Origin of the sequence: Actinomadura sp. NPDC049753, assembly GCF_040674655.1 — a bacterium.
Classification (GTDB): domain Bacteria; phylum Actinomycetota; class Actinomycetes; order Streptosporangiales; family Streptosporangiaceae; genus Spirillospora; species Spirillospora verrucosospora.
In genome coordinates this window covers 1-13297 of the sequence record NZ_JBFARL010000206.1, presented here as the reverse complement: position 1 = coordinate 13297, position 13297 = coordinate 1, and the positions used below count along the sequence as shown (strand labels likewise).

Sequence of the window (13297 nt, the reverse complement as noted above, 5' to 3'; positions counted from 1 at the left end):
GGAGTGGTCCAGCGAGCTGTCGCCCGGCCCGTACGTCGCCATGGGCACGTCCCAGCCCCGGCGCCGGTGGCGGCGCTCACCGCGACGGCCTCCGCACCGCGCAGCGCGGTCCCGGCCAGCCGCTCGCGGATCTGGCGCAGCGCGGGCCCGGGGTCGGCGGCGTCGGCCTTGGTGACCGCGATGACGCCGGACCGGAGGCCGAGCGCGGAGAGGGCCTCCAGGTGCTCGCGGGTCTGCGGCATCCACCCCTCGTCGGCGGCGACGGCGAGCAGGACCGCGGACGCGGGCGCCGCCCCGGCGAGCCACTCCGGAACGGACCGCTCGTCGCCGGGCGCGTCGATGAACGCGACGTGCCTCCCCGAGGGCAGCTCCGTCCAGGCGCCCGTCTCGCCGGGACTCCTGCCCGTGAGGGCGCGCACGAGCGCCGACTTGCCGTGCCCACCGTGTCCGGCGGTGGTGACGACGTGCATCAGCGTCCTTTCCGGGCCTGAACGCCGATGGCCGCGCGAGAACGGGCCGTGCGGGGAGTGGCGGTGCGGGGGGCGGCGGTTCGGAGGGTGGTGCGGGAGTTGCGCAGACGAAGGTCCACGAAAGGCAACCCTAGGGACGCCCGGGCCCCGCGCAAACCGCGACGCGCTGGCGCGTCGCGCCGGACCGGCGGACATCAAGGTGCGATTGGCCCGCTCTACACTTATTTAGGGTAAGTAACTACATGCCGCGCGCCGGGTCCGGCGACCGGCCGATGCGGGAGGTTCGCATGACCGGCGCCCCGGCGGCTCGGAGCACAGGCGCCCCGGCGGCGCCGGGAGCCGGCGCAGCGGCCGCCCGGCCCACCGGCCCCACCCTGCTCGCGCTCGCCGCCGCCGGGATGGTCGTGTCGGTGCAGCAGACGCTCGTGCTTCCGCTGCTGCCGCAGCTCATGGCCCGCTTCGAGGCCCCCATCACGGACGTGACGTGGGTGTTCACCGCGTCCCTGCTGGCCGGCGCCGTCGCCACCCCGCTGCTGACGCGGTTCGGCGACATGTACGGCAAGAAGCGGATGATCCTGCTCGCCCTCGCGCTGCTGCTGGCCGGCTCGGTGCTGTGCGCGGTGTCCGGCACGCTGCCGGTGCTGATCGCCGGGCGCGCCCTGCAGGGCGTCTCGGCGGCGCTGATCCCGCTCGCCATCGGCATGATCCGCGACACGTTCCCGGCCGAGCGGGTGACCACGGCGATCGGCATCGTCAGCGCCACCATGGGCGTCGGCGGCAGCGCCGGCATGATCGTGACCGGGCTGATCGCCACCCGCACCGGCAGCCACCACCCGGTGTTCTGGATCGCCGCCGCGCTGGCGGCGGCGGGGCTGGTGCTGGTCGCCGCGACGGCGCGCGACGTCGGCGTCCGCGCCGGCGGCCGGCCGGACCTGCCGGGCGCGGCCCTGCTCGCCTGCTGGCTGGTCTGCCTCCTGCTCGGCATCAGCGAGGGCAACGCCTGGGGCTGGACGTCCGGCGGGGTCCTGGCGCTGTTCGGCGCCGCGGCCGCGCTGTGCGCGGTCTGGGTGGCGGTCGAGCTGCGGGTCCGCGCGCCGCTGGTGCGGCTGGGCCTGCTGGTCGGCCCCCGGTCCCTGTCGGCCAACGTCGTCTCGGCGCTGCTCGGCTTCTCGATGTTCGCCGCCTTCACGCTGATCGCCGGTTTCGTCCAGGCGCGGCCGGAGGAGGTCGGGTACGGGCTCGGCGGCTCGGTGCTGGACGTCGGGCTCTACATGCTGCCGAGCACCGTGACAATGCTGGTGTTCTCGGCGATGGCCGGGCGCCTCGCGGCGCGCCTCGGCCCCGCGTACACCCTCGCGATCGGGTCGGCGTTCGCCGGGCTGTGCTACGCGTGGCTCGCGGTGTCGAACTCGCACGGGTACGACATGCTCGCGTTCAGCGCCATCCAGGGCGTCGGGTTCGGGATCGCCTACGCCGCGCTCGGCACGCTCGCCGTCCGGCACGTCCCGATGGACCAGAGCGGGATCGCCAGCGGCATCAACTCGCTCGTCCGCACCACCGGCGGCAGCGTCGCGGGCGCCGTCACGGCGTCGATCCTGGCCGGACGGGCCGCGGGCGCCGGAGTCCCCTCCCTCGGCGCCTACGAGCTGTGCTTCTGGGTCGTCTCCGCGGGGGCGGCGCTGGCCGCCCTCATCGCCGTCGCGCACGCCCTGCGCCACCCCGGGTAGAGCCCGCCCGGCGGCGCGGGCCCTTGACGAACCGGCCCCGCGCCATGCCCTATAGGGGTGCGGCCCGAATCGCGGCGACGCCGGTCCGGGCCTCCGCGCAGATCCGGGCCAGGACCCGTCACCGGGAGGACGACATGGGCGCCTACGCGGCCGCGTACGAACGCAGCATCGCCGATCCGACCCGCTTCTGGGGGCTGGCGGCACGGGACGTGCGGTGGCTCGTCCCGCCGGACCGGGTGCTGGACGACGGGGCGCCGCCCTTCTACCGGTGGTTCACCGGCGGTGAGCTCAACACCTGCGACAACGCGCTGGACCGGCACGTCGAGGAGGGCCGCGGCGACCAGGCCGCGCTGATCTACGACAGCCCGGTCACCGGGACCGTGCGGACCTACACCTACCGGGAGCTGACCGGCCATGTCGCGCGGTTCGCCGGGGCGCTGCGCGCGCTGGGCGTCGACCGCGGCGACCGCGTGGTCATCTACCTGCCGATGGTGCCCGAGGCGGTCATCGCGATGCTGGCGTGCGCGCGGCTCGGCGCCGTGCACTCGGTGGTCTTCGGCGGGTTCGCGGCACGGGAGCTGGCGGTGCGCATCGACGACGCCCGCCCGAAGGCGGTCGTGTCGGCGTCCTGCGGGATCGAGGCGGGCCGGGTCGTCCCCTACAAGCCGCTGCTGGACCGGGCGCTGGAGTTGGCCCGGCACAAGGTCGAGCGGTGCGTGATCCGGCAGCGCGAGCAGTTGCACGCCGACCTCGTCCGCCCGCGGGACGTGGAGTGGGACGAGGCCGTCGCGGCCGCCGAGCCCGCCGGGTGCGTCCCCGTCGCCGCCACCGACCCGCTCTACATCCTCTACACCTCCGGCACGACCGGGCGGCCGAAGGGCGTCGTGCGCGACAACGGCGGGCACGCGGTGGCGCTCCGCTGGTCGATGGAGAACGTGTTCGGCGTGGGGCGGGGCGACGTGTTCTGGGCGGCCTCCGACGTCGGCTGGGTCGTCGGGCACTCCTACATCGTGTACGCGCCGCTGCTCAGCGGCTGCACGACCGTGCTGTACGAGGGCAAGCCGGTCGGGACGCCGGACGCGGGCGCGTTCTGGCGGGTGGCCGCGCAGCACCGGGTGAAGGCGCTGTTCGCCGCGCCGACCGCGATCCGGGCCATCAAGAAGGAGGACCCCGAGGGCGCGCTGCTCGCCGGGCACGACCTGTCCGCCCTGGAGACGCTGTTCCTCGCCGGCGAGCGCCTCGACCCCGACACCTACCGGTGGGCCTCGCGCGTCCTGGACCGCCCGGTGATCGACCATTGGTGGCAGACCGAGACCGGCTGGCCGATCGTGGCGAACCTGCGCGGGCTGGAGCCGATGCCGGTCAAGGCGGGGTCGCCGTCGGTGCCGGTGCCCGGGTACGACGTGCGGGTCCTCGGCCCGGACGGCTCGCCCGTCCCGCCCGGCGCCGACGGCGACATCGCGATCCGGCTGCCGCTGCCGCCGGGCACGCTGCCCACGCTGTGGCAGGACGACGAGCGCTTCGTCGAGTCGTACCTGACGAAGTTCCCCGGCCACTACCTGACCGGCGACGGCGGGCACATCGACGAGGACGGCTACGTCTGGGTGATGGGCCGCACCGACGACGTGATCAACGTGGCCGGGCACCGGCTGTCCACCGGGACTATGGAGGAGGTCATCTCCTCCCACCCGGCCGTCGCCGAGTGCGCCGTCATCGGCGTGCAGGACGCGCTCAAGGGGCAGGTGCCGCGCGGGCTGGTCGTGCTCAAGAGCGGCATCCTGGCCGAGCCGGGCGAGGTGTGCGCCGAACTGGTCGCGATGGTGCGCGAGCAGATCGGGCCCGTCGCCGCGCTCAAGGAGATCTCCGTCGTGCCGGCGCTGCCGAAGACGCGGTCGGGCAAGATCCTGCGAGGCGTCATGCGGGGCATCGCCGACGGGCAGGAGGTGACCGTGCCGTCCACGATCGAGGACCCGGACGTGCTGGAGGGCCTGCGCCCCGTGCTGCGCCGGGCGTAGGAACCGCCGCGCAGGGGCGTCACGGGTCGCGGCCGGTCCGCTTCGGCCAGAACGCCGCCACCAGGACGACGGCGGCCACCGAGAGGAGGATCTGGAAGAGCGCCTCCCACAGGTTCCAGCCGCCGTCGCCGAGGCTGAACAGGTGGACCAGGCCCGTCCCGCCGAACGCCGCGACGACGCCGGCCGCCATCAGCAGCCACGCCGGCATGGTCTCGCGGCCCGGCACGACGAGCCTGCCCAGGGCACCGATGGCGGCGCCCAGGACGGCGGCGGCCACGAGTCCGCCGATGGTCATGCCTCGCCTCCCCCGCCCCCCGATGAGGCCGTGCCGGGAACCTACCCGCCACCTCGATCGGCGACACGGGCGGCGCGGGCCGGACGGCCGGGCGGCGCTAGCGGACGACGAGGGTGTGCCGCCCCCGGCCGACGAGCTCCCCGACGACCGGCGCGCCCGGGATCTCCCCGGCGACCAGCAGCCCGCCGGAGGTCTGGACGTCGGCGAGCAGCAGCCGCTCCTCCTCCGCGATCCGGCGGAAGAGGGTGTGCGGCGACACCCACGCGAGGTTGCGGCGGGTGCCGCCGGGCACGAAACCGTCCCGCACGGCGGCGCGCGCGCCGTCGAGGCAGGGGACGGCGGAGGCGTCCACGACGGCGGTGACGCCGCTCGCCCGCGCCAGCTTGTACAGGTGGCCGAGCAGGCCGAAGCCGGAGACGGCGGTGGCGCACGCGGCGCCGCGCTCGAGGGCGGCCAGGCCCGCCGCCGCGTTCAGCTCCGTCATGGCCGCGACCGCGTGCGGGAACACCTCCCCGGTCGCCCGGTGCCGGGCGTTGAGCGCGCCGACCCCGAGCGGCTTGGTCAGCGTGAGCGGGACGCCGGGACGGCCCGCGTCCAGCCGCAGCAGGCGGTCCGGGTCGGCGGTGCCGGTGACCGCGAGGCCGTACTTCGGCTCGGGGTCCTCGATGCTGTGCCCGCCGGCGATCGCGACGCCGGCCAGGGCCGCCATGTCCCGCCCGCCGCGCAGCACCTCGCGGGCCAGTTCGGCGGGCAGCGCGTCGGCGGGCCAGCCGAGCAGGTTCAGGGCCATCAGCGGCACGCCCCCGACGGCGTAGACGTCGGAGAGCGCGTTGGCGGCGGCGATCCGGCCCCAGTCGTAGGCGTCGTCGACGACGGGGGTGCGGAAGTCGGCGGTGGAGACCACGGCCCGGCCGCCGTCGAGGCGCAGCACGGCGGCGCCGTCGCCGTCGGGGCCGCCGACGAGGAGGGCGTCGTCCCCGCCGGTGAGGCCGGCCACGACCCGCTCCAGTTCCCCTGGCGGAAGCTTGCTGGAGCCGCCGCCGCGCGCGTACTGCGTCAGGCGGGCCACGGGGGCGAGTCGGGTCACCGCTGAATTTAACGCACAACTACCTCAAATGATCAACAAACGGACGGTACGCGCCCGGTCACCGATCGCCGACCGGGCCCGCGACCAGCGCCGAAAACCCCCGAACCCCTTGTCCGAACCCGGTTCGGCGTGATGCGATCTCCTTCTTGCAAGTCATCACTTACTTCGGCCACCTACCACGAGGGGCGACATGGGGATCCAGGAACAGCGGGCCGACCTCGACCGGGCCGTCGCGGGGCAGACGATCTGCACCGCCCTCGCCGCGACCGCCGCACGGCACGGCGGAAGGCCCGCCTACTCCGACCGGACCGGCGGCGAGTGGAGCACGCTCACCTGGGCGGACACGCGGACCCGCGCGCTGGAGACGGCCGCCGGGTTCGCCGCCCTCGGCCTGGAGGCCGGCGACGTCGTCGCGCTGATGATGCCGAACCGCTCCGAGCACGTGCTGGCCGACCTCGGCGCCGTGCACGCCGGCGGCGTCCCCACCACGGTGTACGCGACGCTCGCGCCCGACCAGATCGCGTTCGTCGCCGCGGACTGCGCGGCCAGGTACGCCGTGCTGGACGGCGCGGACCAGCTCGGCCGCTGGCTGCCCGTCCTGGACCGCCTCCCGGACCTCCGCAAGATCATCGTGGTGGACCCCGCCGCCTGCCCGCCCGGCGACCGCTTCCTCAGCTGGGAGGCCCTCACCGAGCTCGGCCGCCGCGAGCTGGCCGCCGACCCGCTCGCGGTCGACCGGCGCTGGCAGGCGGTCGGGCCCGGGGACACCGCCACGCTGCTGTACACCTCCGGCACCACCGGCGACCCCAAGGGCGTCCTGATCACGCACTCGATGGCGCTGCACGAGGCGGAGATGGTCGAGCGCAGCTCCGTCCTGCCCGAGCACCCCGCCGGCATCTCCTACCTGCCGTTCGCGCACATCGCCGACCGGGTGCTGAGCTACTACCTGCCGGTCCGGCTGGCCTCCCACATCCACTTCTGCCCCGACCCGGCCCAGCTGACGACGATCCTCGGCGAGGTGCGGCCGCACTCCTTCTTCGGCGTCCCGCGCGTCTGGGAGAAGATCATGGCCGGCATCCAGGCGGTGCTGTCGGCCGAGCGGGACGAGGCGAAGAAGCGGGCCGTCGCCGCCGCCCTGGACGCCGGCCGCGCGTACGTCACGGCGCAGGAGCACGGCAACACTCTCACCCCGCAGATCGCCGAGGCCTTCGAGCGGGCCGACCAGGCCGTCCTCACCCCCATGCGCGCCCTCCTCGGCCTGGACCGCGTCCGCCAGGCCTCCAGCGCCGCCGCGCCGCTGCCCGTCGAGGTGGCCCGGTTCTTCGCCGGGCTCGGCCTGAAGATCTTCGACGCCTACGGGATGACGGAGACGACCGGCGCCGTCACCGCCAACCTCGCCGACTCCTTCAAGCTCGGCACCGTCGGCCGCCCGTTCCCCGGCGTCGAGCTCAGGCTCGCCGACGACGGCGAGATCCTCGTCCGCGGCGCCACCTGCACCCCCGGCTACCTGAACCGCCCCGACGCCACCGCCGGCCTCATCGACGCCGACGGCTGGGTGCACACCGGCGACATCGGCCGCCTGGACGCGGACGGCTTCCTCACCGTCGTCGACCGCAAGAAGGAACTGATCATCACCGCCGGCGGCGAGAACATCGCCCCCTCCCTGGTGGAGAACCGCCTCAAGGAGCACCCGCTCATCGGCCAGGCCCTCGCCTTCGGCGACCGCCGCCCCTACGTCGTCGCGCTCATCACCCTCGACGGGGAGGTCGCGCCCGTCTGGGCGGCCGCCCACGGCGTCGACACCACCGACCTGGCCGCCCTCGCCGACCACCCCCTCGTCCTGGAGGAGGTCGCCCGGGCCGTCGAGGACGCCAACGCCCGGCTCGCCCGCGTCCAGCAGGTCAAGCGGTGGCGCCTGCTCACCGCCGAGTGGACCGCCGAGAGCGAGGAGCTCACCCCGACCCTCAAGCTGAAGCGCCGCGTCGTGCACACCAAGTACGCCGCCGACATCGACGGCCTCTACACCGGCTAAGATCGCCGCCGGAGGCGTGTGAGCGCCTGGTGGCCTCCCCGGCCTTCAAAGCCGACGGTCCCGAGGATCTCGGGACGGCGGGTTCGATTCCCGTACGCCTCCGCCACCCCGCCCCGCGGGGCGGGGCGCGACGTAACGTGAGGGCATGAGGCGTCGCAAGCTGGCCTACGGGATCATGATGGGCACGTGCCTCACGCTGTTCGTGCTGGCCTGGGCGGTGGTCCGGCTGTACTCGCACCCGGCCGCGATCGCGATGACGGTGGCGGCGCTGGTGATCCCGCCGTTCGCGGTGGTGGTGGCCAACTGGAACATCGACCGGACGGACCGCCGTAGGTGAGCGGCCATGGGGCCGCGTGGCTGCTGGACCTCGCCGGGATCTTCGTGTTCGCCGTGTCGGGGGCGCTCGCGGCCGTCCGGCAGCGGCTGGACGTCGTCGGCATGGTGGTGCTGGCCGAGATCACCGCGCTCGGCGGCGGGATCCTGCGCGATCTGATCATCGGGGCCGTCCCCCCGGCGGCGTTCACCGACCTCGGGTACGTGCTGGTGCCGATGGTGGCGTCGGCACTGGTGTTCTTCTGGCATCCGCAGGTGACGCGGCTGCTGCCGGCGGTGCTGCTGTTCGACGCGGCCGGGCTCGGGCTGTTCTGCGCGACGGGGACGGTCAAGGCGCTGGAGTACGGGCTCTCGCCGGTGCACGCGGTGCTGCTCGGCATCGTGACGGCGGTGGGCGGCGGCATCCTGCGGGACGTGCTGGCGGGCCGCATCCCGGCGGTGCTGTACGACCGGCAGCTGTACGCGGTGCCCGCGCTGCTCGGCGCGGCCGTGACCGCGGGCGCCGAGAGCGCGGGCCTGCACGGCGGCGCCGTCACCGCCGGCGCCGCCGTCCTGGCTTTCGGGCTGCGCGTCCTCGCGATGCGCCAGGGGTGGCGGGCGCCCCGCCCCCGCGGGCTGCCCGACTAGCCCGTGTTTCAAAGTCCCGGCCACTTCGAGACAGGCCCTGGCCCGGGCGGAGGCCGGCCCCGCCAGGGCTTCGTTTGGGGCCGGTTCCCGGGGTACCGTCACGGTCATGGGGCGGATCACCGTGCGCAGGCCCGTGCTGCGGCTGAGCGCATCCGGGGCGCGGGTGCGCAGGCCCGACACGCTCGCGGCGGAGGAGCCGCTGGAGATCCGCGTCGCCGGCAAGCCGCTGACGATCACGATGCGCACGCCGGGGCACGACTTCGACCTGGTCGCCGGGTTCCTGGCGGCCGAGGGCGTGGTCGGGCGGGCCGGCGACATCGCGGCGATGCGGTACTGCGCCGACACCGCGGAGCAGAACACCCTGGACGTCGCGCTCTCCCCCGGCGTGCCGCCGCCGGACGACTCCATGACGCGGGCGTTCACCACCACCAGCGCCTGCGGGGTGTGCGGCAAGTCGAGCATCGAGGCGCTGCGCGCCGACCGGCCCTACGAGGTCGCCGGCGACCCGGTGCGGCTCACCCCGGACGTGCTGGCGGCCATGCCGGAGCGGCTGCGCGCGGCGCAGCGGGTGTTCGACCGGACGGGCGGCCTGCACGCCGCCGGACTCTTCGACGCCGAGGGCGCGCTCCTCGCCCTGCGCGAGGACGTCGGCCGCCACAACGCCGTCGACAAGGTGATCGGGTGGGCCCTGCGGCAGGGGCGGCTGCCGCTGACCGGGACGGTCCTCATGGTGAGCGGGCGCGCGTCGTTCGAGCTGACGCAGAAGGCGATGACGGCCGGCGTCCCGGTCCTCGCGGCGGTGTCGGCGCCGTCCTCGCTGGCCGTTGACCTCGCCGAGGACGCGGGGATGACGCTCGTCGGCTTCCTGCGCGGCGAGACCATGAACGTCTACACGGGTGCGGAGCGTATCGGCCTCTGAGCGGCGCCACTTGTCACCCCGGGTCGAAAACCGAGCGGTAACTTGTTGGCCTCGTCTCAAGAAACCACGGGCGCCGCGGGAGTTGACTGCACTGCCAATGGCACACGCGCGGCGCGGGGGCACGTCGCGGCCGACCCGGACGCGTGGAAGGCGAGGACCGCATGACGAGGCCCCAGGCGAGAGGCGGCACGGCGCCCATCGACGAGCGCCATCCGCCGATCAAGCCGCGGCGCGTCTCCTTCGACTGGTCGCGGACCCCGCTGCACTGGGTCCCGAACGACCCGGTCGCCACCCACATCATCAACTCGTTCCACATCGTCCTGCCCGAGGGCGAGAAGTGGTTCATCCAGTGCGTGAAGGACGCCCGCCCGCACATCCGGGACGAGCGGCTGCTGGAGGAGATCAAGGGCTTCATCGGGCAGGAGATGGTGCACGCCCGCTCCCACCAGGGCGTCCTGGACCAGATCCTGCAGCGCGCCGGCATCGACGTCTCCAAGATCACCGACGCGGCGGGGCGGGGCAACGCCGAGCGCCCCGCGCAGATGGCGGCGCTGAAGGAGCGCGATCCGCGGGCCTGGCGGCGCCGGCTGCGCTTCGAGCTGGCCGCGGTCGCCTCGATCGAGCACTACACCGCCGTCCTCGGACAGTGGATCATGGACAACGACCGGCTCGACAAGGCCGGCGTGGACCCGACGATGCTGGACCTGCTGCGCTGGCACGGCGCCGAGGAGGTCGAGCACCGCTCGGTGGTCTTCGACGTCTACAAGGCCATGGGCGGCCGGTACCCGACCCGGGTCGCCGCGTGGGTGGTGTCGCTGTTCTTCCTGTACTGGGCGCTGATCGGCGGCTCGCTCTACCTGCTCAAGCAGGACCCGACGATCAAGGGGCGGGTGACCCCGCTGCGCGTCTACCACTCCTACCGGCGGTCGGTGCGGCTGGGCCATGTGCCCGGGATCTTCCGGCTCCTGCTCGGCGAGGCGCCCGTCTACCTCAGGCCGGGCCACCACCCCTCCAAGGTCTGCTCCACGCCCCGCGCGCTGGACTATCTCACACGGTCGCCCGCCGCCAGGGCCGCGGGCTACGACCCCTACTAGACCTCGCCGCGTCACGCTCCGCGGCGCGGTCCCGCGGACGCCGCGGTGGCGGGCGTCACTCCGCGAGCCCTTGACCCGGCGACGGATCGGCGATTTATTAACAAGGTGTCCAATAAAGTGGCGCTCGGCCGCGTGCACGACGCGGCGGAGCTCGAACGATTCCGCGCCGTCCAGCGCCTGTGCTACCAGTGCGCCGAGGAGATCGCCGGCACGCTCGAACCGGGCGTGACCGAGCGCGAGGCGTGCCGCCGCATGCGCCGGTGGCTGCGCGCACGCGGCGTCGACGACTGGTTGCACACCCCGTTCGCCTGGTTCGGCGACCGGTCGGCCTTCCGCGGCTTCCGGCTGCCCACGCAGTTCCTGCCCGGCGGGACGCGCCTGGAGGAGGGCATGCCCTACATCCTGGACATGGCTCCGGTGCGGGACGGCTACTCCGCCGACATCGGGTACGGCGGCGTCCTCGGCGAGAACAGGATCTGGGAGCGGCTCGACGCCGACCTCGCCGGCTACCGGGCGCTCATCCTGCGCCTCGTCCGCGAACGGCGGACGTTCGCCGACGTCTACGCCGAGGTCGACGCGCTCATCGAGCGCCAGGGGTACGACAGCCGACACCGCGTGTATCCGGGGCGCGTCATCGGCCATCAGATCGGCGTCATCGGTGGGATCCTCCCGAAGCGCGTGGGATTCCCATTCGGTGTACGGTTCCTCCAGACCATCGGCCGCGAACTGGTCAAGGAGCGCCTGGAAGGGCGCTCCCCGCTCTGGAACGGGGCCGCGCAGTCCCAGCATCCCCCGACGCCCGGGCTGTGGGCGGTCGAGCCCCACATCGGGTTCCGCGGCGTCGGCGTGAAGTTCGAGGAGATCCTCGTGGTCACCGAGGACGACGCGCACTGGCTCGACGACGACCTGCCCCACGTGCACCGGTGGGCCCGACGGGAGACGACCGCATGACACACCCCGCCCCACCCGTCGCGCGGCGGCGCGTCCGCGGAGACGGCGTCGACCTCGCCGTCTACGAGCAGGGCGACCGGTCGCGCCCGACCGTCCTGCTGGTCCACGGCTACCCCGACACCCACGCCGTCTGGGACGAGGTGGCGGCGCGGCTCGCCGAGCGGTTCCACGTCGTCCGGTACGACGTGCGCGGCGCGGGCGCCTCGTCCCGTCCGCGCGGGAGCAGGCGCTACACGTTCGAGTACCTGATGGCCGACATGGAGGCCGTCCTGGACGCGACCGCGCCCGAGCGCAAAGTGCACCTGGTGGGGCACGACTGGGGCTCCATCCAGTCGTGGGAGGCGGTCTGCACGAAGCCGGACCGCTTCGCCTCGTTCACCTCGATCTCCGGCCCGTGCCTGGACCACGCCGCGCACTGGACACGGCGGAACCTGGCCCGCCCCACCCCGGCCAACCTGCGGCGGGCGGCCGGACAGGGCCTCCGCTCCTGGTACATCTACTTCTTCCAGACGCCGGTGCTGCCGGAACTGCTGTGGCGGGCCGGGATGGCGAAGCCGTTCGCCAAGGCCCTGGAGCTCGGAGAGGGCGTCCCGCCCCGGCAGGGCCATCCGGCCAGGACCATGGCGCGCGACGCCGCGGCAGGGGTCGGGCTGTACCGGGCGAACATGCTCCAGCGGCTGCGCCGCCCGCGCGACCGGCGAACGGACGTCCCGACCCAGGTCATCGTCCCGACCAAGGACCTGTTCGTCTCGCCGCACCTGGTCGGCGGGCTGGCCGGGCGCGTCCCGAACCTGTCCCTGCGCACGCTCAAGGCCGGGCACTGGGTGCCGCGCAGCCACCCCGACGTCGTCGCCCGCTGGGTGACCGAGCACATCGCCGGCGTACAGGGCGCCCCGCTCGCCGCCGCCGAGGCGCGCGCGCTCAAGCGGGCCAGGGTGGCCGGGGGCCGGCGGTCCTTCGACGGCTCCCTCGTCGTCGTCACGGGCGCGGGCAGCGGGATCGGCCGCGCGACCGCGCTGGCCTTCGCCGAACGCGGCGCCGAGGTGGTCGCCGCCGACATCGACCGGGCCTCCGCCGAGCGCACCGCCGAACTCGCCGGCCTCCTCGGCCCCGCGGCACACGCCTTCCAGGTGGACGTGTCCGACCGCGGCGCGATGGAGGACTTCGCCAAGGCGGTCATGCACGAGCACGGCGTGCCGGACGTCGTGGTCAACAACGCCGGGATCGGCATGGCCGGCCCGTTCCTGGAGCACAGCGCCGACGACTGGCGCAAGGTCCTGGACGTCAACCTGTGGGGCGTCCTCCACGGCTCGCGGCTCTTCGCCCACCAGATGGTGGAGCGAGGGCAGGGCGGGCATATCGTCAACACCTCCTCCGCCGCCGCGTTCACGCCGTCCCGCGCGCTGCCCGCCTACGCGACCAGCAAGGCGGCCGTGCTGATGCTGTCGGAGTGCATGCGCGCCGAGCTGAAGGGCCAGGGCATCGGGGTCAGCGCCGTGTGCCCGGGGATCGTCAACACCAACATCACCCGCACGTCCCGCTTCGTCGGCCGGGGCGAAGAGGACGAGGCGCTCAGCCGGGAGCGGGTCGCGCGGGCCTACGCGCGCCGCGGCTACGGGCCGGACCGCGTGGCGGAGCAGATCGTCGCGGCTCTTCTCCTCGACCTCGCGGGCCGACTTCAGCAGCTGGTCGGAGACGTACTGGGCGGCCGTGTCGATGCCCCGCTTGAGGGCGAGCGGCGAGGCGC

12 protein-coding genes and 1 tRNA gene are annotated in these 13297 nt (G+C 74.2%); 10 read left to right on the top strand and 3 right to left on the bottom strand.

The window, feature by feature from the left end; genetic code table 11:
* A partial coding sequence (locus AB0K37_RS34460) for a GTP-binding protein (RefSeq protein ID WP_363988193.1) occupies positions 1-470 on the bottom strand: 470 nt, incomplete at its 3' end.
* Positions 471-757: 287 nt separating this feature from the next.
* Here AB0K37_RS34460 and AB0K37_RS34455 point away from each other — a divergent pair.
* Both AB0K37_RS34455 and AB0K37_RS34450 read left to right on the top strand, forming a co-directional pair.
* Positions 758-2197 (top strand): MFS transporter, encoded by a 1440-nt coding sequence (locus AB0K37_RS34455; RefSeq protein WP_363988190.1) that lies wholly within the window; start codon positions 758-760, stop codon positions 2195-2197.
* 44 nt (positions 2198-2241) lie between these two features.
* Positions 2242-4212, top strand: coding sequence for a propionyl-CoA synthetase (locus AB0K37_RS34450; protein WP_363988187.1), 1971 nt, complete (start codon positions 2242-2244; stop codon positions 4210-4212).
* A gap of 19 nt (positions 4213-4231) precedes the next feature.
* Here AB0K37_RS34450 and AB0K37_RS34445 read toward each other — a convergent pair whose 3' ends face one another.
* Both AB0K37_RS34445 and selD read right to left on the bottom strand, forming a co-directional pair.
* Positions 4232-4507 (bottom strand): GlsB/YeaQ/YmgE family stress response membrane protein, encoded by a 276-nt coding sequence (locus tag AB0K37_RS34445; RefSeq protein ID WP_363988185.1) that lies wholly within the window; start codon positions 4505-4507, stop codon positions 4232-4234.
* 97 nt (positions 4508-4604) lie between these two features.
* On the bottom strand, positions 4605-5594 hold the full coding sequence (gene selD, locus AB0K37_RS34440) for a selenide, water dikinase SelD (protein ID WP_363988182.1): 990 nt from the start codon (positions 5592-5594) through the stop codon (positions 4605-4607).
* 190 nt (positions 5595-5784) lie between these two features.
* Between selD and AB0K37_RS34435 the strand changes: the two genes are divergently transcribed.
* From AB0K37_RS34435 to AB0K37_RS34400, 8 genes are all read left to right on the top strand, one after another.
* The gene (locus AB0K37_RS34435) at positions 5785-7626 is read left to right on the top strand and encodes an AMP-dependent synthetase/ligase (RefSeq protein ID WP_363988180.1); all 1842 of its coding nucleotides are present in this window, start codon (positions 5785-5787) and stop codon (positions 7624-7626) included.
* A 10-nt stretch (positions 7627-7636) separates the two neighbouring features.
* A tRNA-Sec gene (locus AB0K37_RS34430) sits at positions 7637-7732 on the top strand.
* A 39-nt stretch (positions 7733-7771) separates the two neighbouring features.
* Entirely contained in the window at positions 7772-7963 is a 192-nt protein-coding gene (locus AB0K37_RS34425) for a DUF3099 domain-containing protein (protein ID WP_345181133.1), read from the top strand.
* Positions 7960-8586: a trimeric intracellular cation channel family protein gene (locus tag AB0K37_RS34420; protein WP_363988177.1), complete on the top strand. Its 627-nt coding sequence runs from the start codon at positions 7960-7962 to the stop codon at positions 8584-8586. Before AB0K37_RS34425 ends, AB0K37_RS34420 begins: the two co-directional genes overlap by 4 nt.
* Before the next feature lie 106 nt (positions 8587-8692).
* A complete protein-coding gene (gene fdhD, locus AB0K37_RS34415) occupies positions 8693-9505 on the top strand; it encodes a formate dehydrogenase accessory sulfurtransferase FdhD (RefSeq protein WP_363988175.1) in 813 nt (270 codons plus the stop codon).
* Between the two features lie 161 nt (positions 9506-9666).
* Complete coding sequence (locus tag AB0K37_RS34410) at positions 9667-10599, top strand: metal-dependent hydrolase (RefSeq protein WP_363988172.1); 933 nt, start codon at positions 9667-9669, stop codon at positions 10597-10599.
* Between the two features lie 117 nt (positions 10600-10716).
* Positions 10717-11550: a M24 family metallopeptidase gene (locus AB0K37_RS34405; protein WP_363988196.1), complete on the top strand. Its 834-nt coding sequence runs from the start codon at positions 10717-10719 to the stop codon at positions 11548-11550.
* A partial coding sequence (locus tag AB0K37_RS34400) for an SDR family oxidoreductase (protein WP_363988169.1) occupies positions 11547-13297 on the top strand: 1751 nt, incomplete at its 3' end. The genes AB0K37_RS34405 and AB0K37_RS34400, both read left to right, overlap by 4 nt.